Here is a 26,742-nt window from a genome sequence, read left to right on the forward strand (position 1 = left end):
AAGTAAAAAAAACAAACCGTCCTGGTCATATATGGACGGTTTGTTTTGATTTTTATTGGATTAATGAACATTTCAAATGAGATTTTTTATGAAAACCTATAGAAGATAAGGCCCGAAGAAAATGGTGATACATATGACATGTATGCCGATAAAGTAGGTCAACTGAATCGAAGGGGACCATTTTCTGATGGATAACCCTGCCTTTAATATGGCGTAAGACAATAGAGCAAAACCGAGCAAGTAAATGAAAGCACTTCCTGTAAAGTTCAGGTATGCTGGAGCATTTAACATACCTCGGCTAGAGAACATGAGGTCGTTCAATATGACAGCCGCACCAATATAAATCAATGCACCGATATAAAATACCCACGACCGGTCCTGATCCATAGCCCGACTGTTGGTGAACATGACGACACAAAGAAATAGAAGCGGCCAAATAAACCAGAGTAGCGATATTACGACGGCAAACATTCCTGTAGAAAGCATACCCATAGTCTTCCCTAGCGATTGCAAGAATGCTGGCATCGTGAGTTGTTTGGCTTCTGCAATAATAGTTGAGTTACTTGATGAAACGAGTACTCGGTGTTCTTCACTATTGCCTCGATCAATCCATAGGACGGTGTTCGGGTTGATCCAATTAGGTTCGACTGACGAGCTTGGGGTATTGCTTAGTCGCTTTACATCCAAGGGTCCTGACGACGAGAGAGTCGCGGTGTAGATGTTGAACTGTAAGGGTTCACGAAAACGGGTGTTGGTCGACCCGAAAGCTTTAAATAGGATGCTTGCTCCTTGTTCAGTCCACTGCATCTCTACATCAGAAATCTCTTGAAGAGCCATACCTCCATGTGGATCTTGGAATTGAATCCTTTGCAGATCAGGTGCATCTCCTAAAGTGGCTTCTGAATAGTAATATTGATTCGATACTTTACCAGACATGCTCTGCTTTTGTAGCGTTTTTACGAGTAAAGCATAGGAATTGTCATCTAAGGCAAACTGTATATCCTGTACTTCCTCTGTTCCGGTCAAAGTGAAAACGGCTGCTCCTTTCTCAGTAGCCTCGTTTCCAGACACTGTATAAAAGGTTAAGTGGTTGCCGGTTTGGTCAATAGTGTTAGTTAAAATATGAGTTTCTTCATTTTTCTGTTCGATGATGACTTCAGTGTTTTCACTATCCACTGTCAAAATTTGTTCTGACCCAAGCGTCGAAGGATCTAAATGATAAATGACATTATCCTTCCGGTAGTAGGCTGTATCTGCTAAAGGGTAAAACTTTTGAATATCCGTAATTTCTTCACTGTTATCCCCGTTATACAAAGCGTAGTAATCACTATAAATGAACGCATCCTCACCAAGAAATATTTGGGTGTACTGATTGACGGGAATGTCAAAGCTTGTTTCACTTATTTGTTCGAACTGTCGGTCATATGTATGCTGCCTGACACCATCCTCTGTAATATAAGCGATGGACCAGTTTCCTGAATCATCTGCTGATAGATAAGGCTCGCTTACATTCGGTGTCATACCCACTTGTAATTCTCGACTCCATCCATCTGATGGAGGCTCTGTCACTTGTGCGTAATTCTCCATAAAGAGAATGCCTATTCCGATGAGAATGATGATAACAGGGGCAAGCCACACGGAACTCTTCTTCAATTGCTTCAATCCATCCAACTCCTTCCATTTAACTAGTCTATCTTATGTACGAATAAAAAAGAAGAAGGATTCAAAATAATAAAAAAAGCCACTATAATAGTGACTTTTCGGCTTTCGTCAGTCTTCCGTGTCTCCTGCTGCGCTGTGCGCAAGGCGACTGGAAGCGGCAGCGGCAATAGCTCCGACAATATCGTCTAAAAACGTATGGCACGCTCCGGATGATTTATCATTTAGTTTTTCAAGGATACCTGGTTTCTGCTTATCGATGTATCCGTAGTTTGTAAAGCCGATGGAACCATATACGTTTACGATGGAGAAGGCGATAATTTCATCTACACCATATAAACTCTCATCCACTTCAATGGTGGATTGCAGTGGTTCAGCTAGCTGTTTATCTTCAGCTAATTTGTCTAACTGAATACCAGTAAGGATAGCGTTTTGAACTTCACGTTTCTGAAGGACTTTGTTTACATTATGTCGGCAATCCTCCATCGTCAACTCCTCATGATATTTAGATTGTAAGTAATGAACGAGCTCAGCTATGTCCTCAATGGTAACGCCGCGCTCAATCAACCATTCTCTTGCCACTTTTTCGAGTGCTGTCACTTTATGTTCTTTTGCCATGTACGTAACCTCCTTCTTCAACTACCTTCTCTCCCTATTCCCGTCTTTATTATTTCACAAACGATAGGGCTTACTCCCATTATACCAGAACCATAGTAAAACGTTACAAAAGCACGCGTGTGGTACACTGAAAAAAAGACTGAGGAGGGAAGATCGTGACAAAGCCGAGGATATATATTACGCGTCGATTACCAGAGGACGTTGTCGCACCTTATCGTAAAGATTTGGACATTGAAATGTGGAGCGAAACAGACGTTCCAGTAGATCACACGCATTTACAAAAGGAAGCGGTGACAGCGGACGGATTAGTAACGATGCTCACTGAGAATGTGGATGAAGAACTCTTGGGCAAAGCTGAAAACTTGAAAATTGTTGCCAACTTGGCTGTAGGTTACGACAACATTGACGTACAAGCGGCTAAGCGTCGTGATATACAAGTCACCAACACACCGGATGTTTTGACAGATACGACAGCCGATTTGATCTTTGGATTAGTATTGGCTACCGCGCGCCGTTTAACTGAAGCAGAGCGTTATATAAAAGAAGGAAAGTGGGAGAACTGGTCGCCTTTATTGATGGCGGGTACAGATGTTCATCATAAAACGATGGGAATCGTCGGAATGGGGCGAATAGGTAAAATGATCGCCAAAAGAGCGAGGGGTTTTGATATGAACGTCTTGTATCACAATCGTTCTAGGGATGAGGAAGCAGAGGATCAATTCAATGCTTCTTATGCGACGTTTGATGATCTCTTAACTAAAGCCGATTATGTCGTATGTATGGTGCCTTTGACGAGGGAAACAGAAGGCATGTTTAATAAGAACACGTTTAGAAAAATGAAAAACACAGCCATCTTCATCAATGGTTCTAGAGGACAGACTGTCATTGAAGCGGATTTATATGAGGCTTTGATTCATGAAGACATTGCTGGTGCAGGACTTGATGTATTTGCAGAGGAGCCGATTTCTAAAGACCACCCGCTCTTACAGTTGGATCAAGTCGTGGCTCTTCCGCATATTGGTTCTGCTTCTAAAGAAACACGCTATAAGATGATGGATTTATGCTTGGAGAATATTGATCGGTACTTTAAAGGGAAGAGTGTGAAAACCCCTGTCAGCAATCGATGAAAAAGCACTCAAACAGATAAAAAGAGCTGTACGTTACGTCTATAATAGACATCCCGTACAGCTCTGTTGGAGTTTATAATCTAAAATACCTGCTCTACCTCGTAAATGCCAGGTACTTCTTGAGCTAAAGCGCGCTCAATACCGGCTTTAAGTGTGATCGTTGAACTTGGGCAGTTCCCGCAAGCTCCCATCAGTCGAAGTCGTACGATGCCATCTTCTACATCAACGAGTTCAACGTCTCCTCCGTCACGAAGTAAAAATGGGCGAAGTTTATTAAGTACTTCTTGAACTTGTTCATTCATGTTCAATCGTCCCCTTTCTATATTCTTTATTATAAAACGAATACCAGAAAAAATCTATACTATATCTTACCTTCAACAAAGCGTTATAGCACTGTTCCCTACGCGAAGCCTTTGTCATCAAGCGGCTAAAGCCTCTTTTAAAGTGATTGAGAACTATTTTCATTTTATCTTTTTTAGGATCTTTTGTAAAATGAAATAAAGAATAAATATGGGGAAGGTGGAGGGTGTTGTATGGCATCTCAAACAATTCATTTAACGGTCTACGGGGCAGAAGTGAAATGTGCAAGCTGCGTAAATGCTCCTGGTGCTAAAGAGACGTATGAATGGTTGCAAGCAGCCATTGCGAGAAAGTATGACGACCAGCAAGTAACTTATCAGTACGTAGATATTCATTCCCCCGAAAACAAGGAGGGGGCAGATGAAGGCATCCTTCAGCAACTGCTGGATGATGAGCTTTTCTATCCTTTAGTGACGATCCAGGGAGAAATAGTGGCAGAAGGAAACCCACGATTAAAGACGATCTATAAAGCTTTAGAATCAAAAGGGTTGCCTTTAGCAGAAGGGGCATAATCATATTCTTCTTGTTCGTGTTATGATAAAATAACGGTGATTAGGGTTTCATCCAGTAAATGAGGTGAGACGGATGAATCCATTGATTGAATTCTGTGTAAACAATTTAATAAACGGTTCCCAAGAAGCGTTTGAAACACTTGATAAAGACCCAGATTTAGATGTAGTAGACTATGGCTGTCTTCGTAATTGCGGTCTCTGTTCACAAATGCTTTATGCACTGGTTGATGGTGAACGCATAATCGCTGATACCCCGAAGGAACTTGTAGATAATATATATGATCATCTGGACGAAACCCTATAACGAATGAAAGACTTCACGACATGGTGAAGTCTTTTTTCATTTCTGTTCGGATATTCTGCCATTGATCGCGTGCCATCTCAACAATTTTCGGGTCGAATACAGCGTTCTTCTTCTCCACGACTTTTGCAAAATTTTTAAGGGCATTGTTCTGATCACCCAAGCGATGATACAACGCTCCAATTAAGTACAATACTTTTAGCGGAGTCATATCGGGTTGATCCAGTCGGTCTTCAATATACGCTTTTTCGTATTGTTCAACAGCTAAGCGCATGAACCGTTCTTCTTGGTCTTTCCGGTCCATATGTTGATACAACCATAGCGTACGTATATACAGCCCAGCTAAGACGACCGGTTTCTCTTCCTTTAATGTGGCTGTGTAGATGCAGAGCTTTAATGAACGGACCGCATCCGAATAAGTTCGCACACCTGTTAAATCTTGTCCAGACCATTTATTGGTCAGATTCTTCTCAATTTCATGTTTTGTGTGCGGAGGAAAGCTTGTGGAGAATTGATCATTGAAGGAATAACCGCATTCAGGGCAGACGTGGACGTGATAAAGCAGAGGATTACATGAATCATCCTCGTAGGTTGTATAAAAAAGGGAGTCGGTTGTTACTGGCTTCACGAAACGGGACCGGACTTTTGTCGTGGTGTAAGAATGATGGCAGAAGGTACATTGAGTCTTTTTGCTGAAAGTAGGTTCGATATTTGTATTCATTCCCATGTTCACCTCCTATATAACTACTACCATTATCCTATAAGGGTTCATGGAATTCAACAATAATGGATTGAGAAAGAAGCTGTCCTGAAAGTTGATTATCGAAAACAAGGTGAGTATACTGAAAATAGGAAGAAGAAAGGAGAGGCTCGGGATGATTCTGAATATTACAGAAGCCGCTAGTCACCAAATTAAAGAAATGATGAAGGAAGAAGAGTCTGAAGGTATTCGTCTGCGCTTCGGTGTTAAAGGTGGGGGCTGTAGTGGATTATCTTATGCTATGGGCTTCGAGGAAGACATTAATGAAGAATTAGATTTGACAGAGGAATCAAACGGTATTCCTGTTGTGATCCATAGACAAGATGCTCCTATTATAGAAGGTACGACTATAGACTTTAAACAAAACATGATGGGCGGAGGATTTACGATCGATAACCCAAACGCCATAGTATCCTGCGGTTGTGGTTCTTCGTTCAAAACAGCGACAAATGCTGGAACGCCTGATCCAAACTGCTAATAGACGACAGAATAACTCTCCACCTAGTGGAGGGTTATTTTTTACCTATTGATAGTGGTTATACTAGGTCCTCCTCGAAGTAAAGACTAGGGTGTGGTGGGAAATAACTCGCTTTCCTGTGGGGGAACCGCCGAGCCTCCTCGGTCGTTGACACTCCCTGTGGGGTCTCGCCTGAGTCCTTCTCCCACGGGAGTCTCGCCATTTCCCACCACACCCATCAAAATGTAGATTGTCGGACCATTTTTTTCAGAAGAATGTAGTCTGCCTGCTGATGGAGTGTTGATGTCCGGAAAAGCGTGCAATCTGTCCGAATCGGCTGAATAGATGTCCGATTTATTGCATTTCTTGTCCGATATAGAAGGTCGCTTGTCCGAATTGAGCAAATGGATGTCTGATATAGTGCATCAGTTGTCCGGATTCAGTTCCGTTCATCCAACATCGAACTGCTTTTTTTCTCTCCCATAGATCTCAGGTAGACAAAATAAGGAAGGAGCTGGGTAGCTCCTTCCTTATTAATTATCAAACATGCTTGTGGAATGTTTCGGTTGAACTCGAGCATCTGGATCAATATAGGCTTTAGCATTGTTGACAGCGGTTGGACCTTCGCCGAAGCCTGAGGCGATGAGTTTGACTTTACCAGGATATGTGCAAATATCTCCTGCAGCGTAAATGCCTTCAATATTCGTCTCCATTTTAGAGTTGACGACGATACTGTTCTTGTCGATTTCCAGCTCCCAGTCTTTAATAGGTCCAAGAGATGAAATGAAGCCGTAATTAATGATTACATCGTCCACTTCAATCAATTCTTCTTTATCCCCTTTAACCTCATTGATTCTAACTTGCTCAATGCGTTCTTCTCCAATAAGTTCTTCTGGGGCATAAGGAGTGTACACGTTCACAGTAGAATTTCTTAGTTGTTCGACGCTGTGCTCATGGGCTCTGAATTTACCGCGACGGTGAACGATTGAAACTTGTTTGGCTATCGGTTCCAACATTAAAGCCCAGTCCACAGCCGAGTCTCCTCCACCTGCGATCAAGACGTTCTTATCTTTGAATTGGTCCATGTCGCTCACATGATAATGAAGGTTAGTATCTTCAAATTTTTCTGTGTTGTCGATTTTCAGCTTTCTCGGTGCAAAGGCACCGTTCCCAGCTGTAATGACCATTGTTCTTGTATAATGCACATCTTTATTCGTCGTTAGTTTAAGTACATTGTCCTCGACTCGTTCTACATGCTTCACTTCTTCTTGAAGTGCGACGGTCGGGTCAAAAGCCATTGCTTGTTCTTCAAGGCTGTCTACAAGTTCTTGAGCACGTACTTTAGGGAATCCAGCTACATCGTAAATGAATTTTTCTGGATACAATGCGCTCAGTTGGCCACCTAAATGAGGAAGACTTTCAATTATTTTTACACTTGCTTGACGCATGCCACCGTAGAAAGCGGTGAACAACCCTACAGGACCAGCACCAATAACGGTTATATCATATATTTTGTCACTCATAATGAACCTCCTGTTGAAAAATGTCACTAAACAACATTCTATCATAAAATTTTTCTAGATGGGAATTCTACGTGATGTAAGCATTTTCAAAAAGCGTAATTATTCCATTATTTCGATAACTGTTTTATGGGTTGAAAATATTAATCAAAAGGTCTAAGATGGGACTAGATAACTTATTACGAAATTGTGACAACTTCTTCTATAAGTCGTCAGGCTTTTTTTTATTTCATAATGTGAAAGTAGTCACAAACAATAGTCTTCGGATAAAAATACTACGAGATGGAAGTGATTGATCATGAAAAACCCTAACATCGTCATCCTTGGTGCTGGTTACGGAGGAATTATGACCGCTGTTAAGCTACAAAAAAGTTTAGGTGCCAATGATGCTAAGATTACTTTGGTGAACAAGCACGATTACCATTACCAAACGACTTGGCTACACGAAAACGCAGCAGGTACCCTACACCACGATCGTACACGCATTCAGATCAAAGATGTTGTCAATACGAGCCGAGTGAACTTTGTTCAAGACACTGTGACTGAAATCAAGCCTGATGAGAAAAAAGTCATCCTTGAAAACGGAGATCTTTCTTACGACTATTTAGTCATTGCTTTAGGCTTTGAAGCAGCGACATTCGGAATCCCTGGATTAGAAGAGCACGCTTATACGATTAACAACATTAACAGCTCCCGTTTGATTCGTCAGCATATTGAATACAACTTTGCTAAGTACAACAACGAAGCCGAAACAAAACAAGAGCGCTTGAATATCGTTGTCGGTGGTGCTGGTTTCACTGGAATCGAATTTGTCGGTGAACTTGCGAATCGTATTCCAGAACTATGTAAAGAATACGACGTCCCACGTGAGAACGTTCGAATCATCAACGTCGAAGCTGCGCCGACGGCCCTACCTGGATTTGACCCTGCTCTTGTGGAGTATGCAATGAACTCTCTTGAAGCGAGAGGTGTTGAATTCAAAATCGGCGCGATGATCAAAGAAGTAACAGCGGACAAGCTTGTGTTCGAAAAAGACGAAGAGCGTGAGGAAATCCCGACAAACACAGTCGTTTGGGCTGCTGGTGTACGTGGTAATTCACTAGTCGAAAATGCTGGCTTCGAATCGAACCGTGGTCGTACGCCTGTAAGCGATGAACTGCGTCCAAAAGGATACGATGATGTATTCATCGTAGGTGATTGTGCCTTGATCATGAATGAAGAGACAGGCCGTCCTTATCCTCCAACTGCGCAAATCGCCATTCAGCAAGCGGAACAGCTAGCGGCTAACCTGAAGAGCATTATTCGTGGCGAAGGTCATGTGGAGCCGTTTGAACCGAACATTCAAGGTACAGTTGCATCACTAGGTGATGACGATGCGATTGGTGTCATCTTTGATGGCAAGAAGCTATTCGGTTGGCAAGCGACTGCCATGAAGAAGATCATTGATAACCGTTACCTTCTGAAACTTGGTGGCGTTCCACTTGTACTGAAAAAAGGAAAATTGAATTTCTTTAACTTCTAATATCTTTTAAAAAGCAAAGGCCCCATGCCTTTGCTTTTTTTTGCGAGCGCTTGGAAGGAAAAGAGTCCAGGCCTCAATTCTCACTAGCTTGCGATTTTGAGTAAACAGATATAAAATGTGTTTTGGTGATGTTTTTTTAGGGGGAAATGTGTTGAATATCGTACAGTTTATTGTATCTATGTTACTATTTTTCGTGTTGTTTTTCGGTATTTCTTTTCTTTTAAATATGATTTTGCGTTCATCCTGGATCATGTCCATCGTTTATCCAATCATAGTGTTGTTCATCGTTGACGATTTTCCATGGACAGATTACTTCTCACAACCAGGGGAAGCCTTTCCGGTGGTGTTTGAACAAATAGGCAATTTGAAAATCGTTGATATCATCATTTTGGCAAGTGGGTTTGCTGGAACAATTGTGGCTGGACTCGTTATACGATGGTTAAGAAAAAATGGATATCAAATGTTCTAATACATACGCTGTCGCCTATTGGTGATGGCGTTTTTCTATGAATAAATTCACAACGTTTGGACATGATGACACCTAGAGGTGATTATGATGAACAACCGTTACTGGAACATCGGTTTAGGACTCTTATTCGTATTCGCTCTTTATAGTACGATCAGTAATATATCGAACCTATCGCTGTCTGATTTCGATGAGTGGATCGCTTCAAAGTTTGAAGAAACAACATTCGAAGGGACTCCTGTAGATAGAAGTCTGGTGGATTTGAATGACAAATCATTGAACGTGAAGAATGCTCAACAGACATATGTTTCAACTTCCGCGATAGAAGCGGTCAAAACACTAGAGGAAGCGATTGACGTAAGCCACTACCCAAGCCATACCGTTGTAGCCACTGGATACACAGCAGGAATCGAATCGACTGGGAAAACTCCGGATCATCCAGAGTATGGCATAACGTTTTCTGGTGTGGAGGTGAAACGGGATCTTTATTCGACAATTGCCGCTGACTTGGATGTCTTTCCTCTTGGAACGGTTCTGTTTATCCCTGGCTACGGTTACGGGGTAGTTGCAGACAAGGGAAGCGCAATCAAAGGAGACAAGCTGGACTTGTATTTTTCTACGGTGGATGATGTGTATGAACAATGGGGTAAAAAGACAGTGGATGTTTATGTAGTTGAAGAAGGAAACGGACAACTGACGGAAGATGAGCTGAAGGCTTTGAATGAGACCGAGGCATTACAGGTTTTTCGTTCACAAATGTTAGAGCAGTAAAAACAAAAGATCACCTTCCCTAAATGGACAGGTGATCTTTTGTTTTTAATAAATAAGTGTGTGTAATAAGAAGGTGAGAAGGATTCCGGTCAGACCTCCAAAGAATACTTCAATGGGCTGGTGACCTAGGAGTTCTTTCAATTCCTCTTTCTTCTGGTATTCTTCTTTATTGCCCCAATCCCTGGCTTCATGGACAATGCGGTTGAAGTCTTTAACTAAGATATTAAGCATAATGGCTTGTTCACCTGTTTGGCGACGCACTCCAGTAGAGTCGAACATGACGATAATGGTGAAGACACAAGCAACAGCAAAAATAGATGAGTCGAATCCTTGCTCAATTCCTACGCCTGTAGCAAGGGCTGTGACCGCAGCAGAGTGACTGCTGGGCATGCCACCTGTACTAAAGGCTAAGGTCGGATTGAAATGACGTGAGGCGATGAATTGGATCGGTACCTTCACTGCTTGAGCGAAAAAAATGGAGGCGATCGACGCCCATAAGGGGAAGTTATGTAGTAAATCGAACAACATGGTGACATCCTTTCCGGCTACATGAGGTTGATGAATGGTTCTTTTTTGTGTATTTTATCCAAGCAAGAACAAGGCTATTATATCATAATTCATAGAAACTTGATCCTCTTCACAAGGCAAAGATTACATTTTTTTGTATACTGAGGAAGGAGGTGCTTGATCATGTTTACCATTCAATCGATTAATCAGAGCGTTACAAAAACCGTATTGGTCGGTTTATTTGAAGACGAAAAGGAAGTTAGGCTCTCATTTGAAGTAGGTGAGGAGCTACATACGTATGTGAACAGAGGTGATGTTTCGGCAAAATTCAAAGCCGTTACGCCCATTTTGCTTGCGAATGAACAGTCCCTTGAGCAGATTTATGTAGTCGGGTTAGGGAAAAAGGAACATATCACAAGTGACCGGTTTAGAAAAGTGCTTGGTCATGCGTTTCAACGTGTCCAAAAAGATGGCATTCAAGAATTGACCGTCGATTTGGACGGGTTCATCGGTCATCTTGATTTTGAAACAAGCGTCCCGCAATTGGCTGAATCATTCGTGGTGTCCACGTATGCATTGCCAACATTGAAGTCAAAAGAGGCCAAGTCTAACAAGATTGAGAAACTGCATGTGAGAACAGAGCGCGAGAGTGGAGATGTGTTATCTCTTTTAGAAAAAGGGGATGCATTTGCTAGAGGCGTGAACGCGGCGAGGAACCTTGTTCACCTGCCAGCCAATATCGTGACAGCAACAAAACTTGCTGAACATGCAAAGCAACTGGCTGCGAAGTACGGGATGGATGTTCAAATCCTTGATAAGAAAGAAATGGAAGACTTAGGTATGGGGGCATTACTAGCCGTGAATCAAGGCTCTACAGAACCCCCGAAAATGATCGTCCTGAAATATCAAGGTCTTGAGGAATGGTCGGATGTAACCGCATTTGTCGGAAAAGGCATTACGTATGATACAGGAGGCTACTCCATTAAACCGAAAACCGGCATGCCTGGAATGAAAGGTGACATGGGAGGAGCGGCCGCTGTTCTTGGTGCCATGGAAACCATTGGTATGCAAAAGCCGAAGAAGAATGTGATTGCCGTCATCCCGTCTTCTGATAATATGATTTCAGGGGATGCCTTCAAGCCAGACGATGTGATTACGTCTATGAGTGGCCAGACAATCGAAGTGTTGAATACAGATGCTGAAGGTCGCTTAGCCTTAGCAGACGGTGTGACCTATGCGAAAGAAGAGGGAGCGGAACGCATCATAAACGTTGCTACCCTGACTGGAGGTGTGGTCACTGCCTTGGGTTCATGGATGACGGGAGCTATGACTAATGATGCGCCGCTTTACTCTGACCTTGAGGAAAGAGCTTCTTTGATGGGAGAGCCGATTTGGCAGCTTCCTTATAATGAGGATTACAAGGCGCAAGTGAGGAAGAGTGACATTGCTGATTTAAATAATTCTCCGACAAGGAAGGCGCACGCGATCATGGGTGGGGCCTTCGTCGGAGCTTTTGTAGGCAAAACGCCGTGGGTACACTTAGATATCGCCGGAACGTCGGTAGCAGAAGGACCTCATGAACTAGGTCCAAAAGGTCCAACAGGAGTCATGTCTAAGACATTAGCGAGCTATATCATCAGATAAATGAAATCCCTGAGTGCTGAAGACACTCAGGGATTTTTTGTGTGGCCATTTTCTTCAAGGAACGGATAAAGCCCGCGGGTATTTCGGACACAGGGCTATAATTCGGACAAATGAAATGTTAATCCGGACATCGGCTAGTGTGATTCGGACACAGTCTCGCGTATTCCGGACATTTGGCAATGATTCGGACATAAGAAAGTCTATACCGGACATCGGTTCGTGTAATTCGGACAAAGCTGACCGTAATTCGGACACCACAATTTCATCCTGATTTAGTGAAAAACACGAACAAAGCCTAAACAAAAAAAGTAAGAGGTGTATAAGATATAGGAAGTCTATCGGAGGGGCGGATGAGTATGTCCCACTTTTTGTATCCATCATCTCGGCTTGCGGATAGGTTGGGTACCTATATCAATGCCGGTACACATGAATATTCGGTCCTTGGAGTGTTGTATGGCTGGGATGATTCAGTGATTTATATCCAGGTCGGAGATCGAGTGATTTGGCTCGATTTGGGGGAGGTAATAAGTATTGAGTAAAAGACACCCCCTACCGAGTAGAGGGTGTCTAGGTGATTAATCTTGAATAGCAGCTTCTAGTGCAACTTCAATCATATCATTGAACGTGGTTTGACGTTCTTCGGCAGTCGTTTCTTCACCAGTCAGAATATGATCGCTGACGGTTAAGACCGATAGAGCCTGACGATTATATTTCGCTGCCAATGTGTACAATGCTGTTGTTTCCATTTCTACAGCTAACACATTGTATTTAGCTAATAGGTTGAACATGTCCATCGCGTTATCCCGGTAGAAACTATCACTCGTGAATACGTTACCGACGCGTAGATTCAAGCCTTTTGCTTCACCAGCATCGTAAGCATTTTTGAGTAGACCGAAGTCTGCTGTTGGAGCAAAATCGATTCCGCCGAATACCATGCGGTTCATTTGGGAATCTGTTGTAGACGTAGAAGCAAGAATGACGTCACGGACTTTTACATCACTTTGAAGTGCGCCGCATGACCCAACTCGGATCAATTTCTTAACATCAAAGCCTTCAATGAGTTCATTCACATAAATAGAGATAGATGGAACGCCCATTCCTGTACCTTGAACGGAAATACGTTCTCCTTTGTAAGTACCTGTATAGCCGTACATGCCACGTACTTCGTTATAGCATGTCACGTCTTCTAGGAAGTTTTCAGCAATATATTTTGCGCGTAGTGGATCACCTGGTAGAAGGATTTTATCTGCAATATCTCCAGGATTTGCACCGATGTGTGTTGTCATGGGTATGACCTCCTCCGTATCTTTAGACTATTTTAAAGTACCACACAGAATCTTAGAAGACAAATGATGTTGTATTCATGTGTGGGGCTGATAAAATAGGATTACAGAACAATGCTGGGAGAGGGACTTATGCGCTATGCTTCGATTGAAAATATCAAACAAAATGATCAACTAGGAAAAAATATATACGCCAACGACGGACGCGTACTTTTAAGTAAAGGTGTGACGTTCACTGTCGGCTTAATCTCTCGTCTCAAAAATATGGGGGTCGAAGCTGTTTACTTAATGGATGGGGAAGGAATAGTAGAACAGGAAGAAGATTCCTTCGATGAGCAAACAAAACGCGAAGTGATGGCGAATTTGTCGAGTTCGTTCGATTATATTCAATCGGGCAAAGACTTTAACCCTCAAAGAATCGGGAAATCCGCTCAAAAAATCATGGAAGAGCTCATGTCTTCGAAAGATGTATTGCTTCACCTCAGTGATATACGGACGAAAGGGAATCAACTCTTCGTCCATTCTACACACGTCGCGATTATGTCTGTATTGATTGGCATGAAGCTCGGTTATCCTCCTCGAGATTTGCAAGAATTAGGTACAGGGGCATTGCTTCATGATGTAGGTAAGTCACTGCCTCGTCAGCCCGGAAAAGAGCAGCACCACACATGGAGAGGTTTCAATGTACTTCGTCAGAGTAGAGAGCTGAGTACGTTAGTGGCTCACGTGGCTTTCCAGCATCATGAACGATTGGATGGGAGTGGCGAGCCAAGGGGGATTACGAAAGAGAAGCTACATCCCTATGCGAAGATTGTGAGCATTGCCAATGACTTTGACAATCTTGTGGCTCCGGTAGATGGATCGGAAGCGTTAATGCCTTATGAAGCCTGTGAAAAGATACTTAGTTTAACAGGAACCTGGTATGAACATGATATGGTGTGGCAATTCTTAAGAAGTATTGCCATCTATCCGAATGGTTCGAATGTCCGGCTGTCCAATGGGAAGTATGGAACCATTACAGCTCAAAACAAAGGATTACCTCAAAGGCCGGTTGTCCGTGCTTTTGCCAATAATGAGCTCATGAATGACTATGATGTAGAAATTATCGATTTATCGAAACACACAACCGTATTCATCACCAAAATGATGAATGATTAAGCTTCTAATTTCAAGGAGCGAGTAAGGAGTGCAGAGAACGTGAATATTTCCATTTCAAAATTACCTGGAATCGGACAGAAAATCTCTTTGAAAACAGGTGAAGATAGCATGCTGGTTCTCATCGTTCATCATACAGGGAAGCGAGAGCTTTACTTTTTTGATGATGCGGATAGTGAGGAAGCGGACTTTGCTATGGACTTGACTTCAGATGAAACGAGAGAGCTTGGTGCTCAGTTATTAGGGGCGACGTATCAACCTGTTGATGCTGATAAGTTGAAAGTCTTCCAAAATCAAATCGTCATTGATTGGGTAGAGTTGCTAGAGAAGTCCAGCCTTGCCTATAAGACGATTGAAGAATCTGAAGTGAGGAATAAAACAGGGGCCACGATTATAGGAATCGTAAAAGGGGATGAAACGATCGCCATTCCGGAAGCAGATACGAAGTTACAACCAGGAGATGTCATCATGACCATAGGAAAACAAGATCAAATCGATACCTTGTCTGACTTGTGTAAAGGAGAGGAATGATGACTGGTGCATAATGAATTCCCAGCCTTGCTTGGGGCGGGGCTTATTTTGCTATTTATTTTTTACTTAGGATATTTAGCAATCAAAATCAAACTCCCCAACGTCATTCTATATATCATACTTGGAATTATTCTTGCCGATGTCGTGCATGATAGTGAATTGCTTCATTTTGCAAGTGAAATAGGAATCGTTCTATTGTTCTTCTTATTGGGGCTGGAGTTCAACATTGACAGACTCGGTGGAATCGCTAAACGCATTTGGCCGTCAGGTTTACTGGATGTATTTCTAAGTCTTGGGGTCACGACGGGTATTGCTCTTTTATTTGGCTTGGACCTCTTCTCCAGCTTCTTAGTGGGAGGAATTGTCTATGCGACGAGTTCATCTATTACCGCAAAGTTATTGGATGATCGTGGTCGGATGGCCAATACGGAAACCGAATTCATTCTTGCCATTCTCATTTTTGAGGATTTAGTCGCTCCGATTGTTGTGGCTATCCTGTTTGGCGTAAGCTCAGGGGAAAGTTTCACGTCAGTCAATTTTCTCATCCTAGTCGGAAAAATTGTCGGACTTACTGGATTTGCGATTATTCTTGGGAAAACGTTGTTCAAACGGTTTGAGAAGTTTCTCGACAAGATTGATGATGAGGACTTTAAGATTGCCTTACTGATTGGAATTGCCTTGTCTTATGGAGGACTAGCTTTATTCTTAGGGCTGTCAGAAGTGCTGGGTGCTTTTCTTGCTGGCATGATGCTTGCTGAGATCGGCAAGATTGAAAAAGTAGAGCAAACGGTTTATCCCGTTCGTGACTTGATGTTGCCTACATTCTTTATTTACTTCGGGACAACCATCAACCTAGGAGATGGTGTACCGATGGCAGGTCTGCTGGTCACCATCATTGTATGGTCTGTCTTTTCGAAGGTGTTACTGGGTATCATTGGTGGTCCGCTATATGGTTTGTCCAAACGGGCATCGATGAGAGCAGGTTTTTCTTTATGCGCCAGGGGCGAATTCTCTGTTGTTATCGCAAGTGTCGCTACGGGGATGTTGAAGATTTTTAGTGGTTTATACATCGTTATTGCTGCTTTTGTGGGGATGTTGCTCTTTGAGCAAGCGGGTAAGATTGCCAATAAAGTTTACGGTAAGCCTGTGAAGAAGAAAAAGAATTTAAAAGTACCAGGAAGTTAGGCGATGTGGTAGACCTTTTAGATAGTAAGAGGACGCAGTGCAGTATAGCCCTGCGTCTCTTCATGGATTCAGCTAAAGTATTGCTTTTCTAAATCTTCCAGCTGTTGCTTGGCATTTACGTTGAATTCTGTTTCCCGTCGTTCCAATTTTTTTCGTAATTGCTCCACCGATTGTTTAAGCGACTCCGTATAATCGGGGATGGATTCTTCATAGGGGTGGACAGCCTCTTTTTGGATATTGGCCTTTTCCAAGTAACTCAGGGCTTTCCGTTGATGAAAGAACACGTTTTCGGTTTTGCCTGGGTTATGCAAGTCCCCTTGCATCGGGTGCTTTTCTACGGCTAAGATTTGGACAAGATAAAAGCGGTCACGGTCTTCTATGACTTTGCCTACATAGATGCCAGTTTTATAATGAGCTTTAACGATATCACCAGAATTAAATTCTTCCATGATCATCCTCCTCTTAGAACAGTGTATCAAAGAATCTAATTGTGAAGAAATCGTGAAGAGGATGCTTGATGGGCAAAAAATTTGCTATACTATGAGAAGCAAAGAAAGGAATGATGCGTGTATGATGGAGTTCCTGTACTTCCCGGAAGACAAGTCTGAATATATTCCTGCTATCATTACGTTGTTATTTTTTATCGTCCTTGCCTGTGTAGCGATGATATTCATAATAAAAGCTTCTCGAAAAGAAGAAGAGAAAACCGATCATGCCCATTCACAAATTGAACAACATGAGAAGGAATATTGACCAAAGCCGTGCCAATGAGCACGGCTTTGTTATATTTTTCATGAAAAAAGGAGAGACTAACCGTAGGAAACTAGGATGAACGGAGGTTCGTTATGTTGAAATGGATAGGTATATTCGTTCTTGCTACAGTCGTGTTAAGTGGTTGCATGGACGAGAAAAGATCTCCTTTGGAAACATCAATCTATAATACAAACGATGATAAAATAGGGACAGCAACATTCAAAGAGCGCCCAGAGGGTATTGAAGTGGCACTGAAAGTAGAAGGACTGGAACCGGGTCCACATGGGGTTCACATTCATGAATTTGCTAAGTGTGACACTCCTGATTTTAAATCGGCAGGCAATCACTTCAACCCGATGTCTAAAGATCACGGACTTATGAATTCAGAGGGTGCCCATGCTGGAGATATGCCGAATGTTGAAGCGGATGGAAGCGGATTAGTCGATACAGAGCTGATGCTTCCGGAGGCTACGTTGAAAGAAGGACAAAAATCGTTGCTTCGTAAAGAAGGGACTTCGATTGTGATTCATAGTGGTCCGGATGACGGAATGACGCAGCCTGCAGGGGATTCAGGGGATCGGATTGCCTGCGGGGAAATCACACTAAAAGCTGACGATGATGAAACGAGTGATCCAACAGAACCGGATAAGAAACAAGAATAAACAAGCAGGCTTCTCAGAAATGAGAAGCCTGCTTGTTTAGGCTGTTGAAGAAGTCAGTTGAACGGTTCTGTTAGATCATATAAGAATACCGTGGGATGGAAAACGACTCGCTTTCCTGCGGGGGAGCCGGCAAGCCTCCTCGGTCGTTGACACTCCCTGTGGGGTCTCGCCTAGGTCCTTCTCCCGCGGGAGTCTCCCCGTTTTCCATCCCACTATGCTCAAATCAGCTGAAACAGAACCTACCAAGTATTGTGCTGTCATCAGTAGAGCCCCACATTGTAGTTGAATCTCTAGAGGTTCAGCCTTCCTGTAGTAAGGTGGCGTGGAAACGGCGACACACCTTCAGTCCTGAGGCTTGGGTGAGATCCCGCAGAGCGCGAAGCGGCCTGAGAAGCTCACCGCCTCCTGCGGAAAGGGAGTCGTTTCCACGCCACCGGCCCCTTTTCATCTTGAAGAACCGAAAGTGACTTTCGCGGGTACTCTAAAAAAGCAGGCCTCTCGGAAATAAAAAGCCTGTTTTTTTACAATTGATGCACGGCGTTGATGATACGCGTGACACCTTCCTCTACAATCGAGAAGGGCGCGGCGATGTTGATGCGCATGAATCCTTCTCCTTCATCACCAAAGGAAGCGCCGTCATTCAGTCCCACCTTCGCTTTTTCTTGCATAAAGGTTTTCAAATCTTCATGAGCCATTCCGAGGTCACGACAATCCAACCAAAGCAAATACGTGCCTTCTGCGTGAATCACTTGAACGGTATCCGTCTCTTCATGGAAGCGTGCTTCCACATAGTCTCTGTTCGTCTCTAAGGTTTCTAAAAGTTCATCCAACCAATCAGCGCCGCATTTGTAAGCGGACTCTAAGGCTGTCAAACCCAGAGTGTTCAACATCATCATTCCTTGGTTATGGAACTGTTTGTCCAATTTCTTCCGCATCTCCTCATTAGATGTAATGACGTAGGATGCTTGTAAGCCAGCCAAATTGAACGTTTTTGTTGGGGAGAGGCATGTGATTGTCTGGTTGTTCGCTTCTTCAGACAAGGAAGCCATAGGGATGTGTTTATGATTTTTATATACTAAATCCGCGTGTATTTCATCTGCCACAATCAATACATCATGGGCTACACAAATATCTTTCATCTTAGTAAGCTCATCCTGGGTCCACACTCTACCGACAGGGTTGTGTGGATTACATAGGATGAACATTTTCACATCGTTCTCTTTTATTTTCTCCTCGAAATCCTCAAAATCAATGGTGTACTGTCCATTAGAGAATTGTAGTGGATTCTTTACGATATGACGACCGTGATCTTTGACTACACTGTAAAAAGGGGGGTAAACGGGTGTTTGAATTAAGACATGATCGGCAATGTCAGTCAATGATTGGACGATCATATGCAGGGAAGGGATGACTCCTGGGCTATATGTAATCCAAGAGGGTTGTACTTCCCAATCATGGCGCTTCTGAATCCAATCTTTAATCTGAGCTTTCACATCTTCATCTGGCCATGTATATCCGAAAATACCATGCTCCACGCGTTTGCTGATCGCCTCTGTGACAGCTTCAGGTGTTTTAAAGTCCATATCCGCTACCCACATAGGGAGAACCTCTTCATCTTTGTACATATATTTCAGCAAGTCCCATTTTACAGATCTCGTTCCTTTTCTTGGTGTCACTTGTTCAAACCGATTCAACTTTATCCCTCCATCGCATTTTATATAGGTTTATCTTAACCGATTCTGAAGAATGGATGAAAATAATATGTACTCAGCACTAGGAAAAATAATTGTTCATGGATTAAGTTAATATAAAATAAGACAAAAAAAAGCAAAGCGAACGTTCGCTTTGCTTACACAGGGGGAATACGAGAAAGTCTTACGTTAATCAGTATAACCTCATTTCATAGTTTCTAAACCTTCTATTTTTATTTTTTTTGCTGATTTAATTCGTATAGCAGATTCATGGCTTTCAACACGTCTTGTTCAGAGAAGTCTCTGGCCTTCTTCAGTATTAATTTGGAACTTTTTGAACCTATCTCTTTTATCAAGGCTTCAAGTTCCTCGTCTATTTTGGCATCATCAACATCCTTATATTCTAATAGTTCAGATGCTGGGATATCGAGTACAGTCGATAGCTTTAAAGCGGTATCGAGTTCGGGGGCTCGTTCATCGGATTCATAGCTCTCAAGTGTGTGGACGCCGATCCGTGCTTTTAAAGCTAACTCCTCTTTCGTTAACTGCTTAAGTTCACGATAATTGCGAATGTTCTTTCCAACAGACATAACGACTCCTCCTTACACTTTTATCTTATTATACCATGTGGAGGGGACGTGGTAGGGCCCGAAATACCGACATTCTGTTGACAAAATGCGATCAGATACAACATTACATCGCAATAAGGGGTTTTGCTAAATCGGCTGAACTGTGGTAGAATCATTAATTGCGTGAAAAGAAGCGAATAATATAAATATCAGGAGTTGTATAGCATGTCAGAGAAGTTTCAAGAAGGTCAAGTATTAGAAGGTAAAGTCACAGGAATTCAGCCTTATGGTGCGTTCGTCGCTCTAGACGAAAAAGTACAAGGGTTGGTACACATTTCAGAAGTGACTCACGGATATGTGAAAGACATCAACGAGCACCTTTCAGAAGGCGACGAAGTTCAAGTTAAAATTTTGAACATCGACGAAGCGAAGAATAAGTACTCTCTTTCTATTCGTGCGACACAAGAAGCACCGAAAGCTCGTCGTCCACGTAAACAAGCTGCAGCTGCACCAAAGCAACAGCAAGAAGATGCGCAAGCTGGTTTCAATACGTTAAAAGACAAATTGGAAGACTGGATCAAGCAGTCTGACGATCGTGAAAAATTCCGTAAATAATCGGAGTTTTCATAAACCCGGCTATGCCGGGTTTTTTTATTGCCTGAAATTCTCTCTTATCAGAAAACTCCACGTATGTAGAACACAAAAACGGACTCATTAAGTAGTCCGTTTTTTTTCAGGCTGTTGAAGAAGGTTCTGTTAGATCATATAAGAATGCAGTGGGATGGAAAACGACTCGCTTTCCTGCGGGGGAGCCGGCAAGCCTCCTCGTTCGTTGACACTCCCTGTGGGGTCTCGCCTAGGTCCATCTCCCGCGGGAGTCTCCCCGTTTTCCATCCCACTATGCGATAAACAGTGGGAACAGAACCTTGCCAAGAATGGTGCTGTCGGCAGTAAAGGTCCTCATTGTAGTTGAATCTCTAAAGGTTCAGCCTTCCTTTGTTGAGGTGGCGTGGAAACGGCGACACTCCTGCAGGATCCTGAGGATTGGGTGAGATCCCGCAGGTCGCGAAGCGATCCGAGGAAGCTCACCGCCTCCTGCGGAAAGGGAGTCGTTTCCACGCCACCGGTGCCTTCTCATCTTGGAAGAACCGAAAGTGGCTTTCGAGGGCACACTGAAAAAAACGGACTCATTTACGAGTCCGTTTTTTTTTAAGCTTCAGGCGCTTTTTCGGTTGTATCGCTATATTCTGCTGCTGGGGAGAAGTATAGGGAGATGGCAATAAGTCCACTGATCCCAACCAACGAATAAATAACGCGTGCAAATGCTCCGCTCTGCTCACCACCACCGAATAAACCTGCAACAAGGTCATACTGGAAAAGCCCAATCAAGCCCCAGTTGATTGCTCCGACGATGATCAGTAAAAGAGCTGTACGTTGAATCCAACTCATGATGATTCCCCTCCTGTCTGTATGTTTTTTTACTTTCGGTTATAGCTTGAACGTTGAAGAGGATAATATGCATGGTGCATATTCTTTGAGAAATGAATCTGAATTAGAGATAATATGAACCGTTAGTCAAAAAAAGGAGGAGTTTTAGAAATGGATGCATTTACGTTTTATAACCCTACAAAATTAATTTTTGGTAAGGACCAAATTCAACAATTGCCTGACCAACTTCCTGCTGATACAAAGAAAGTACTGATGGTGTACGGAGGAGGAAGTATTAAGAAGAACGGAGTCTATGACCAAGTCATGGAACAACTGAATAAGGCTGGCGTTGAAGTGCTGGAACTTTCTGGCGTTGAGCCGAACCCTAAATTGACAACTGTTCACGAAGGTGTACAGATTTGCAAAGAACAAAATGTAGACTTTCTATTAGCTGTCGGAGGCGGTAGTGTCATTGACTGCACAAAAACGATTGCAGCTGGTGCTAAATACGATGGTGATGCTTGGGACCTTGTAACGAGACAAGCGACTCCTACAGATGCAGTTCCATTCGGGACGGTTCTCACGTTAGCGGCGACAGGATCAGAAATGAACGCTGGAGCGGTTATCACGAACTGGGAAACGAATGAAAAGTATGGATGGGGATACCCTCCATTCACGAACCCGAATTTCTCTATTCTAGATCCGCAATACACGATGACAGTCCCTCGTGACCAGACGATTTACGGGATTGTAGATATGATGACACATTTATTTGAACAATACTTCCACAACCCTACAGCTTCACCTGTCCAAGATGAGATGGTGGAAGGAGTATTGCGTACTGTAATCGATACTGCGCCTAAGCTGCTTGACGATATGGAATCCTTTGAACACCGAGAAACGATTCTGTATTCTGGTACGGTTGCGTTGAATGGTATGCTTCAAATGGGGTACCGTGGGGATTGGGCGAGTCACAACATCGAGCATGCCGTTTCAGCTGTTTATGATATCCCTCATGCGGGTGGACTAGCTATTTTGTTCCCGAACTGGATGCGTCATAACCTTCATGTCAATGAAGAACGGTTTGTTCAATTAGCAACGAAAGTGTTTGGTGTTGATCCAGAAGGCAAGTCTAATGAAGATGTTGCCATCGAAGGGATTGAAGCATTGCGTTCCTTCTGGTCATCCTTAGGTGCTCCGGAAACACTTCGTTACTACGATATTTCCGATGAGAAGTTCGATACGATTGTCGACCGTGCCATGAAGCGTGGTCCATTCGGAAACTTCAACAAGTTGCATGAAGAAGATGTGCAAAAAATTCTAGAAATGTCAAAGTAAGTCACATGTTATAAAGAGAGCCCGAGAATTTTCTCGGCTCTTTTTTTAGTTGTATCCGTTTACAATTGTAGGATTGCTTGATTTGATGGTGTGGTTTCGATAAAGTGAAAATGGTCTAAGTAAAAAATAAAGCAATGGAGGTCGAAATTATGACGCACGTTCGTTTTGATTATGAGAAGGCGTTGCCGTTCTTTAGTGAACATGAACTTGATTATATGCAAGACTCTGTTTCTCTTGCCCATAAAGCGTTACATGAGAAAACAGGTGCTGGGAATGAATTCTTAGGTTGGTTGGACCTTCCTGAGAATTATGACCGTGAAGAATTCGGTCGCATTAAACAATCAGCTGAAAAAATCAAATCCGATTCAGATGTCCTGTTAGTCGTCGGAATTGGTGGATCATACTTAGGAGCGCGTGCTGCGCTAGAAATGTTGAATCACAGCTTTTATAATGAGCTCTCTTCTGGTGATCGCAATACTCCACAAGTTTTCTTTGTAGGGAATAGTATAAGTGCACCATATATGAATGAGTTGTTTGACGTATTGAAAGATAAAGATGTATCCATCAATGTCATTTCTAAAAGTGGAACGACGACGGAACCGGCTATTGCCTTCCGTTTATTCCGTAAGTTCTTAGAAGACAAATATGGCGTTGAAGAAGCGAAGGGGCGCATTTATGCAACAACGGATAAGGAAAAAGGTGCACTTAAAACTCTAGCTTCTGAACAAGGATATGAAACGTTCGTCGTCCCGGATGATGTCGGTGGACGATTCTCTGTTCTGACAGCAGTTGGACTTCTTCCGATTGCAGCGAGCGGCATTGATATCGATCAGATGATGGAAGGTGCTTACGCGGCACAAAAGGAGCTCTCTTCTGACCAATTGTCCGATAACCCTGCTTACCAATATGCAGCGGTTCGTAACGTTCTTTACAACAAGGGGAAAACAATCGAGATGTTAGTGAACTATGAACCATCCTTGCAGTATTTCTCTGAGTGGTGGAAGCAGCTATTTGGTGAGAGTGAAGGAAAGGACCAGAAAGGTATTTTCCCTGCCTCTGCGAACTTCTCGACAGATCTTCACTCACTAGGTCAGTATGTTCAAGATGGTCGCAGAGACTTATTTGAAACCGTTCTGAACGTGGAGACTCCTGATTCTGACATTACCATCGAAGAAGATGAACAGAACTTGGATGGGTTAAACTACTTGGCAGGAAAAACGGTCGACCAAGTGAACGAAAAAGCGTATCTGGGTACGATGCTTGCTCATACAGACGGACAAGTTCCAAACTTGATTGTTCATTTGCCAAAACGTGATGCATATACATTTGGTTATCTTGTGTACTTTTTCGAAAAAGCGTGTGCGATCAGCGGCTACTTACTTGGGGTCAATCCATTTGACCAACCAGGCGTAGAAGCGTATAAGAAGAACATGTTTGCTCTTCTGGGTAAGCCAGGATTCGAAAAAGAGAAAGAAGAATTAGAAAACCGATTGAAATAAAATGAAAGAAACCTCTGCTCTCCAAAAAATGGATGAGCAGAGGTTTTTTTATTGGGCATAGTAAGAAAAAGAAAGGAGTGGAGCAGCGATGATACCATTATCTTCTGCCATTACAGAACAACAGTTTACTTTAGAAGAGGTAGAACAAGGATTAACTCCAATCGGGTTTAAATTATCTGATAACTGGGATTATGAGCATGGTTACTTTGACTATAAAATAGATGATCATGTAGGGTATCAGTTTCTTCGTTTACCGTTTGTTGTCATTTCGGGCTCTTTAGATTCTCCTAGTGATTATGCTACCGTTCAGATGAAGGAACCATTTTTGCTCTCTCATAAATATAACCCTGGACTTGATGACAATGTGAAAGAGGGAAACTTCCGTGCGATTTTCGACCAGTTTCAGGAACCTGTCGACAAAGATGCATCATTTCCTGAAGAGCATATCGGCACCGGGAGAGAAATTCTTGCTCAAGCAGAACAACAATTACTGGCGCAGAGGGGAAAAGAGTAACAAGTCATCCCCCTCCTCCAGTTTGACATCTGCATGCAAATCAAAAGAAATTCTCTCATCCTTACGTATTCCGATCACTTGGCAATTCTGCTTAAGAAAATATTCCAGTGCTTTTATTATGGGCTCATTGATGAATCGGACAGGGACTTTTTCTTCGTGGAATTGTCTTGCAGTCAGTAACTCCAAGAGTAACTCGAACGGCTGTACGGGGTCATTTCGATAAAGTTCATGAAAGAATAAGCTGCTCATGAAATCATTGGAACGAATGACTGTATTGGCGCCCGCACGCTCGGCATTGATCCGCTGGCGGTCGGTCAAAACTTCAGCGATGATAAACAAATCAGGTTGGTGTCCTTTTAAAGCAACAATCTGATGAATGACGGATTGATCTGACTGTGCTTCGCTTTTCGACGGATCAGCAGTAATGACAGCCATGCGTGCCTCGCAGACATTGGCTTTCATTAAGGTTTCTTCTTCCGTTGCATCTCCCTTAATGAAATGAACAGTAGATAACCTTTGATAAAAGCTGTTCATCGTTCGGTCGATTAGAACCATCCTATCTTGGAGTTGTTGTTGGCCCATCATATCTATTAATTGTCTCGTCCGCTCATTCCATCCAATAAAAATGAAGTGGTTGTTTCCGCGGAAGTCGACTTTGCCCTCAGTGAGTGCTTCTTCGTGTTTTACGGTTGATGCTGATAACATGGCCATATAAAAGGTAACGAGTCCACCACCTGTTAAGATCAGAATAATTGCCGTAACCTTGCCCCATAAACTTAATGGTACATAATCGCCATACCCGACAGTAGCTCCTGTCACAAAGGCCCACCAAATACCGTCAAAGACGGTGGGGAAACTTTGCGGTTCAATGCTATGGATAATCATCCCGAACAAACTCATCATGATGAGGACTGTTCCGAGAAGCCGGAGAAACAAAGGTACTTGAAAATACAGGCGAATCCAGTGTTGCATAGTGTACGCCCCTTTTTATTCTCATTATGTCTTAACGACTAACAATTCAAACATAAAAAACTTGCCTCAGGGGCAAGTTTTTTTAGAGATTATTTCAATGTTTCCTTCAAATCCACATACACATGGTTCCAAAAATCTTGATGATCACGATAGGCTTTTGTAATGAAGGTTAACATCTGTCTTTGTTTATCCGTATAATCTGGAGCCTCTTTACTAGGTAAATTAGCTAAGGAGTCGTCGAGGAATTGTTGGATTTCGGGAGCTCGTGGTCCCCACGTACCAATTTCATCTCCGTTTGAAGCAAGAAATATAATTTTTGGAATGGATCTTGATTCTCCATTTGTTAAGTATTGGTCCATCAACTCAAGGTTTTCATCTCTTCTTAAGAAGTGAGTTTGAATGTGTGCGGCTTCGGCAAATCGTAAGTAGATGGGGATGTTAAGCATCGCATCACCACACCAGTCTTCCGTCAGAATAATGGCTCTTAGATCTCTTTTTTGTAGGGATTCAAAAAAAGGATAATCATCTGTTGCTATAGAGAAATTCTCATATATATAAATAAGGTTTTCTTGATGTGTCTCCATTGAGTCGACGTATTCTTGTGCTGTCATGCCCTTGTGGAACCACTCGTCTAAATTCATCGTAATCCTCCTCATTAACGTCGTACATGGGCATGTTCCCTAATCAATCATGTATTAAGCGTCATTTCCCAAAACTCTTGAATTCTTTTTATTCTATAATAGGGCAGTAACCTTGAACACTCGATTTCGAGATTTTTGTAGTGAGGAAGAGGGAGATGGGGAACGAGTCTCTTTCCGTGGGGCGGGCGCTGATCCTCCTCGAGCTAAAAGAGCGTGCGCCTGCGTCTGCTCGTATCGCTCTGTAGCAAGCTTTCTCGACGCAAGGGAGCAAGGAAGTATATTCAAGTAGTCCCCTCT

The 26,742-nt window shown here is 42.8% G+C and carries 30 protein-coding genes; 17 read left to right on the forward strand and 13 right to left on the reverse strand.

Annotated elements, in window-relative coordinates; all coding sequences use genetic code 11:
- Nucleotides 1-96: 96 nt before the first annotated feature.
- Both H0266_RS12720 and H0266_RS12725 read right to left on the reverse strand, forming a co-directional pair.
- Nucleotides 97-1,662: a hypothetical protein gene (locus H0266_RS12720; RefSeq protein WP_181472746.1), complete on the reverse strand. Its 1,566-nt coding sequence runs from the start codon at nucleotides 1,660-1,662 to the stop codon at nucleotides 97-99.
- Between the two features lie 108 nt (nucleotides 1,663-1,770).
- Complete coding sequence (locus H0266_RS12725; RefSeq protein WP_181472747.1) at nucleotides 1,771-2,277, reverse strand: phosphatidylglycerophosphatase A family protein; 507 nt, start codon at nucleotides 2,275-2,277, stop codon at nucleotides 1,771-1,773.
- A gap of 155 nt (nucleotides 2,278-2,432) precedes the next feature.
- Between H0266_RS12725 and H0266_RS12730 the strand changes: the two genes are divergently transcribed.
- Nucleotides 2,433-3,404 carry an NAD(P)-dependent oxidoreductase gene (locus H0266_RS12730; protein ID WP_181472748.1) on the forward strand — a complete coding sequence of 324 codons (972 nt, stop codon included), beginning with the start codon at nucleotides 2,433-2,435 and terminating at the stop codon, nucleotides 3,402-3,404.
- A gap of 80 nt (nucleotides 3,405-3,484) precedes the next feature.
- On the opposite strand, the gene H0266_RS12735 is transcribed toward H0266_RS12730, so the two are convergent.
- A complete protein-coding gene (locus tag H0266_RS12735) occupies nucleotides 3,485-3,706 on the reverse strand; it encodes a NifU family protein (protein ID WP_014644140.1) in 222 nt (73 codons plus the stop codon).
- Nucleotides 3,707-3,937: 231 nt separating this feature from the next.
- Between H0266_RS12735 and H0266_RS12740 the strand changes: the two genes are divergently transcribed.
- Together H0266_RS12740 and H0266_RS12745 are read left to right on the forward strand one after the other, a co-directional pair.
- Complete coding sequence (locus tag H0266_RS12740; protein ID WP_181472749.1) at nucleotides 3,938-4,276, forward strand: YuzD family protein; 339 nt, start codon at nucleotides 3,938-3,940, stop codon at nucleotides 4,274-4,276.
- 73 nt (nucleotides 4,277-4,349) lie between these two features.
- The gene (locus H0266_RS12745; RefSeq protein ID WP_181472750.1) at nucleotides 4,350-4,580 is read left to right on the forward strand and encodes a YuzB family protein; all 231 of its coding nucleotides are present in this window, start codon (nucleotides 4,350-4,352) and stop codon (nucleotides 4,578-4,580) included.
- Nucleotides 4,581-4,593: 13 nt separating this feature from the next.
- Here H0266_RS12745 and H0266_RS12750 read toward each other — a convergent pair whose 3' ends face one another.
- Entirely contained in the window at nucleotides 4,594-5,304 is a 711-nt protein-coding gene (locus tag H0266_RS12750) for a DUF2225 domain-containing protein (protein ID WP_181472751.1), read from the reverse strand.
- 148 nt (nucleotides 5,305-5,452) lie between these two features.
- On the opposite strand from H0266_RS12750, the gene H0266_RS12755 reads away from it, so the two are divergent.
- The gene (locus tag H0266_RS12755) at nucleotides 5,453-5,815 is read left to right on the forward strand and encodes a HesB/IscA family protein (protein WP_181472752.1); all 363 of its coding nucleotides are present in this window, start codon (nucleotides 5,453-5,455) and stop codon (nucleotides 5,813-5,815) included.
- A 512-nt stretch (nucleotides 5,816-6,327) separates the two neighbouring features.
- On the opposite strand, the gene H0266_RS12760 is transcribed toward H0266_RS12755, so the two are convergent.
- Nucleotides 6,328-7,317: an NAD(P)/FAD-dependent oxidoreductase gene (locus H0266_RS12760; RefSeq protein WP_181472753.1), complete on the reverse strand. Its 990-nt coding sequence runs from the start codon at nucleotides 7,315-7,317 to the stop codon at nucleotides 6,328-6,330.
- 295 nt (nucleotides 7,318-7,612) lie between these two features.
- Here H0266_RS12760 and H0266_RS12765 point away from each other — a divergent pair, with 295 nt between their 5' ends.
- The 3 genes from H0266_RS12765 (at nucleotide 7,613) to H0266_RS12775 (ending at nucleotide 10,073) form a co-directional block, all read left to right on the forward strand.
- Nucleotides 7,613-8,836 carry an NAD(P)/FAD-dependent oxidoreductase gene (locus H0266_RS12765; protein WP_181472754.1) on the forward strand — a complete coding sequence of 408 codons (1,224 nt, stop codon included), beginning with the start codon at nucleotides 7,613-7,615 and terminating at the stop codon, nucleotides 8,834-8,836.
- Nucleotides 8,837-8,987: 151 nt separating this feature from the next.
- A complete protein-coding gene (locus H0266_RS12770; protein ID WP_181472755.1) occupies nucleotides 8,988-9,305 on the forward strand; it encodes a YuiB family protein in 318 nt (105 codons plus the stop codon).
- A gap of 84 nt (nucleotides 9,306-9,389) precedes the next feature.
- A complete protein-coding gene (locus H0266_RS12775; RefSeq protein ID WP_181472756.1) occupies nucleotides 9,390-10,073 on the forward strand; it encodes a 3D domain-containing protein in 684 nt (227 codons plus the stop codon).
- Between the two features lie 45 nt (nucleotides 10,074-10,118).
- Here the strand turns inward: H0266_RS12775 and H0266_RS12780 are convergent, their stop codons facing one another.
- On the reverse strand, nucleotides 10,119-10,601 hold the full coding sequence (locus H0266_RS12780) for a divergent PAP2 family protein (protein WP_181472757.1): 483 nt from the start codon (nucleotides 10,599-10,601) through the stop codon (nucleotides 10,119-10,121).
- A gap of 162 nt (nucleotides 10,602-10,763) precedes the next feature.
- Between H0266_RS12780 and H0266_RS12785 the strand changes: the two genes are divergently transcribed.
- Nucleotides 10,764-12,224 carry a leucyl aminopeptidase gene (locus tag H0266_RS12785; protein ID WP_181472758.1) on the forward strand — a complete coding sequence of 487 codons (1,461 nt, stop codon included), beginning with the start codon at nucleotides 10,764-10,766 and terminating at the stop codon, nucleotides 12,222-12,224.
- Between the two features lie 575 nt (nucleotides 12,225-12,799).
- Here the strand turns inward: H0266_RS12785 and deoD are convergent.
- On the reverse strand, nucleotides 12,800-13,510 hold the full coding sequence (gene deoD, locus H0266_RS12790; RefSeq protein ID WP_079478362.1) for a purine-nucleoside phosphorylase: 711 nt from the start codon (nucleotides 13,508-13,510) through the stop codon (nucleotides 12,800-12,802).
- Nucleotides 13,511-13,639: 129 nt separating this feature from the next.
- On the opposite strand from deoD, the gene H0266_RS12795 reads away from it, so the two are divergent.
- From H0266_RS12795 to H0266_RS12805, 3 genes are read left to right on the forward strand one after another with little or no spacing between them, the layout of a single operon-like run.
- Entirely contained in the window at nucleotides 13,640-14,665 is a 1,026-nt protein-coding gene (locus H0266_RS12795; RefSeq protein WP_181472759.1) for an HD-GYP domain-containing protein, read from the forward strand.
- Between the two features lie 39 nt (nucleotides 14,666-14,704).
- Nucleotides 14,705-15,193 carry a cation:proton antiporter regulatory subunit gene (locus H0266_RS12800; protein WP_181472760.1) on the forward strand — a complete coding sequence of 163 codons (489 nt, stop codon included), beginning with the start codon at nucleotides 14,705-14,707 and terminating at the stop codon, nucleotides 15,191-15,193.
- 6 nt (nucleotides 15,194-15,199) lie between these two features.
- The gene (locus H0266_RS12805; RefSeq protein WP_181472761.1) at nucleotides 15,200-16,378 is read left to right on the forward strand and encodes a cation:proton antiporter domain-containing protein; all 1,179 of its coding nucleotides are present in this window, start codon (nucleotides 15,200-15,202) and stop codon (nucleotides 16,376-16,378) included.
- Between the two features lie 68 nt (nucleotides 16,379-16,446).
- Here H0266_RS12805 and kapB read toward each other — a convergent pair whose 3' ends face one another.
- Nucleotides 16,447-16,827, reverse strand: coding sequence for a kinase-associated lipoprotein KapB (gene kapB / locus H0266_RS12810; RefSeq protein ID WP_181472762.1), 381 nt, complete (start codon nucleotides 16,825-16,827; stop codon nucleotides 16,447-16,449).
- A 91-nt stretch (nucleotides 16,828-16,918) separates the two neighbouring features.
- On the opposite strand from kapB, the gene H0266_RS12815 reads away from it, so the two are divergent.
- Entirely contained in the window at nucleotides 16,919-17,131 is a 213-nt protein-coding gene (locus tag H0266_RS12815) for a hypothetical protein (RefSeq protein ID WP_425484302.1), read from the forward strand.
- 92 nt (nucleotides 17,132-17,223) lie between these two features.
- A complete protein-coding gene (locus H0266_RS12820) occupies nucleotides 17,224-17,793 on the forward strand; it encodes a superoxide dismutase family protein (protein ID WP_181472763.1) in 570 nt (189 codons plus the stop codon).
- Between the two features lie 521 nt (nucleotides 17,794-18,314).
- Here H0266_RS12820 and H0266_RS12825 read toward each other — a convergent pair.
- Nucleotides 18,315-19,487, reverse strand: a complete 1,173-nt coding sequence (locus H0266_RS12825) for a MalY/PatB family protein (protein WP_181472764.1) — start codon at nucleotides 19,485-19,487, stop codon at nucleotides 18,315-18,317.
- Between the two features lie 230 nt (nucleotides 19,488-19,717).
- Nucleotides 19,718-20,074: a helix-turn-helix domain-containing protein gene (locus H0266_RS12830; protein ID WP_181472765.1), complete on the reverse strand. Its 357-nt coding sequence runs from the start codon at nucleotides 20,072-20,074 to the stop codon at nucleotides 19,718-19,720.
- Nucleotides 20,075-20,278: 204 nt separating this feature from the next.
- Here H0266_RS12830 and yugI point away from each other — a divergent pair, with 204 nt between their 5' ends.
- Entirely contained in the window at nucleotides 20,279-20,668 is a 390-nt protein-coding gene (yugI, locus tag H0266_RS12835; RefSeq protein ID WP_181472766.1) for a S1 domain-containing post-transcriptional regulator GSP13, read from the forward strand.
- A gap of 594 nt (nucleotides 20,669-21,262) precedes the next feature.
- Here yugI and H0266_RS12840 read toward each other — a convergent pair.
- A complete protein-coding gene (locus H0266_RS12840; protein ID WP_181472767.1) occupies nucleotides 21,263-21,502 on the reverse strand; it encodes a DUF378 domain-containing protein in 240 nt (79 codons plus the stop codon).
- Nucleotides 21,503-21,652: 150 nt separating this feature from the next.
- Between H0266_RS12840 and H0266_RS12845 the strand changes: the two genes are divergently transcribed.
- The 3 genes from H0266_RS12845 (at nucleotide 21,653) to H0266_RS12855 (ending at nucleotide 24,832) form a co-directional block, all read left to right on the forward strand.
- Nucleotides 21,653-22,819, forward strand: coding sequence for an iron-containing alcohol dehydrogenase (locus tag H0266_RS12845; protein WP_181472768.1), 1,167 nt, complete (start codon nucleotides 21,653-21,655; stop codon nucleotides 22,817-22,819).
- Between the two features lie 149 nt (nucleotides 22,820-22,968).
- Nucleotides 22,969-24,318, forward strand: coding sequence for a glucose-6-phosphate isomerase (locus H0266_RS12850; RefSeq protein ID WP_181472769.1), 1,350 nt, complete (start codon nucleotides 22,969-22,971; stop codon nucleotides 24,316-24,318).
- Nucleotides 24,319-24,406: 88 nt separating this feature from the next.
- Nucleotides 24,407-24,832 (forward strand): YugN-like family protein, encoded by a 426-nt coding sequence (locus H0266_RS12855; protein ID WP_181472770.1) that lies wholly within the window; start codon nucleotides 24,407-24,409, stop codon nucleotides 24,830-24,832.
- Here the strand turns inward: H0266_RS12855 and H0266_RS12860 are convergent.
- Nucleotides 24,806-25,804, reverse strand: a complete 999-nt coding sequence (locus H0266_RS12860; RefSeq protein ID WP_181472771.1) for a potassium channel family protein — start codon at nucleotides 25,802-25,804, stop codon at nucleotides 24,806-24,808. The two genes, H0266_RS12855 and H0266_RS12860, sit on opposite strands and share 27 nt — an antisense overlap.
- 89 nt (nucleotides 25,805-25,893) lie before the next feature.
- Nucleotides 25,894-26,445: a thioredoxin family protein gene (locus H0266_RS12865; RefSeq protein ID WP_181472772.1), complete on the reverse strand. Its 552-nt coding sequence runs from the start codon at nucleotides 26,443-26,445 to the stop codon at nucleotides 25,894-25,896.
- Nucleotides 26,446-26,742: the final 297 nt, after the last annotated feature.

The organism is Halobacillus locisalis, assembly GCF_013694105.1.
Taxonomy (GTDB): domain Bacteria; phylum Bacillota; class Bacilli; order Bacillales; family Halobacillaceae; genus Halobacillus; species Halobacillus locisalis.

Coding starts and splice junctions, on each gene's coding strand:
- H0266_RS12725 (WP_181472747.1), bottom strand. CDS start 2,277: ATGGCAAAAGAACATAAAGTGACAGCACTCGAAAAAGTGGCAAGAGAA.
- H0266_RS12735 (WP_014644140.1), bottom strand. CDS start 3,706: ATGAATGAACAAGTTCAAGAAGTACTTAATAAACTTCGCCCATTTTTA.
- H0266_RS12740 (WP_181472749.1), top strand. CDS start 3,938: ATGGCATCTCAAACAATTCATTTAACGGTCTACGGGGCAGAAGTGAAA.
- H0266_RS12745 (WP_181472750.1), top strand. CDS start 4,350: ATGAATCCATTGATTGAATTCTGTGTAAACAATTTAATAAACGGTTCC.
- H0266_RS12750 (WP_181472751.1), bottom strand. CDS start 5,304: ATGGGAATGAATACAAATATCGAACCTACTTTCAGCAAAAAGACTCAA.
- H0266_RS12755 (WP_181472752.1), top strand. CDS start 5,453: ATGATTCTGAATATTACAGAAGCCGCTAGTCACCAAATTAAAGAAATG.
- H0266_RS12760 (WP_181472753.1), bottom strand. CDS start 7,317: ATGAGTGACAAAATATATGATATAACCGTTATTGGTGCTGGTCCTGTA.
- H0266_RS12765 (WP_181472754.1), top strand. CDS start 7,613: ATGAAAAACCCTAACATCGTCATCCTTGGTGCTGGTTACGGAGGAATT.
- H0266_RS12775 (WP_181472756.1), top strand. CDS start 9,390: ATGATGAACAACCGTTACTGGAACATCGGTTTAGGACTCTTATTCGTA.
- H0266_RS12780 (WP_181472757.1), bottom strand. CDS start 10,601: ATGTTGTTCGATTTACTACATAACTTCCCCTTATGGGCGTCGATCGCC.
- H0266_RS12785 (WP_181472758.1), top strand. CDS start 10,764: ATGTTTACCATTCAATCGATTAATCAGAGCGTTACAAAAACCGTATTG.
- deoD (WP_079478362.1), bottom strand. CDS start 13,510: ATGACAACACACATCGGTGCAAATCCTGGAGATATTGCAGATAAAATC.
- H0266_RS12795 (WP_181472759.1), top strand. CDS start 13,640: ATGCGCTATGCTTCGATTGAAAATATCAAACAAAATGATCAACTAGGA.
- kapB (WP_181472762.1), bottom strand. CDS start 16,827: ATGGAAGAATTTAATTCTGGTGATATCGTTAAAGCTCATTATAAAACT.
- H0266_RS12815 (WP_425484302.1), top strand. CDS start 16,919: ATGAGAAGCAAAGAAAGGAATGATGCGTGTATGATGGAGTTCCTGTAC.
- H0266_RS12820 (WP_181472763.1), top strand. CDS start 17,224: ATGTTGAAATGGATAGGTATATTCGTTCTTGCTACAGTCGTGTTAAGT.
- H0266_RS12830 (WP_181472765.1), bottom strand. CDS start 20,074: ATGTCTGTTGGAAAGAACATTCGCAATTATCGTGAACTTAAGCAGTTA.
- yugI (WP_181472766.1), top strand. CDS start 20,279: ATGTCAGAGAAGTTTCAAGAAGGTCAAGTATTAGAAGGTAAAGTCACA.
- H0266_RS12840 (WP_181472767.1), bottom strand. CDS start 21,502: ATGAGTTGGATTCAACGTACAGCTCTTTTACTGATCATCGTCGGAGCA.
- H0266_RS12845 (WP_181472768.1), top strand. CDS start 21,653: ATGGATGCATTTACGTTTTATAACCCTACAAAATTAATTTTTGGTAAG.
- H0266_RS12850 (WP_181472769.1), top strand. CDS start 22,969: ATGACGCACGTTCGTTTTGATTATGAGAAGGCGTTGCCGTTCTTTAGT.
- H0266_RS12855 (WP_181472770.1), top strand. CDS start 24,407: ATGATACCATTATCTTCTGCCATTACAGAACAACAGTTTACTTTAGAA.
- H0266_RS12860 (WP_181472771.1), bottom strand. CDS start 25,804: ATGCAACACTGGATTCGCCTGTATTTTCAAGTACCTTTGTTTCTCCGG.
- H0266_RS12865 (WP_181472772.1), bottom strand. CDS start 26,445: ATGAATTTAGACGAGTGGTTCCACAAGGGCATGACAGCACAAGAATAC.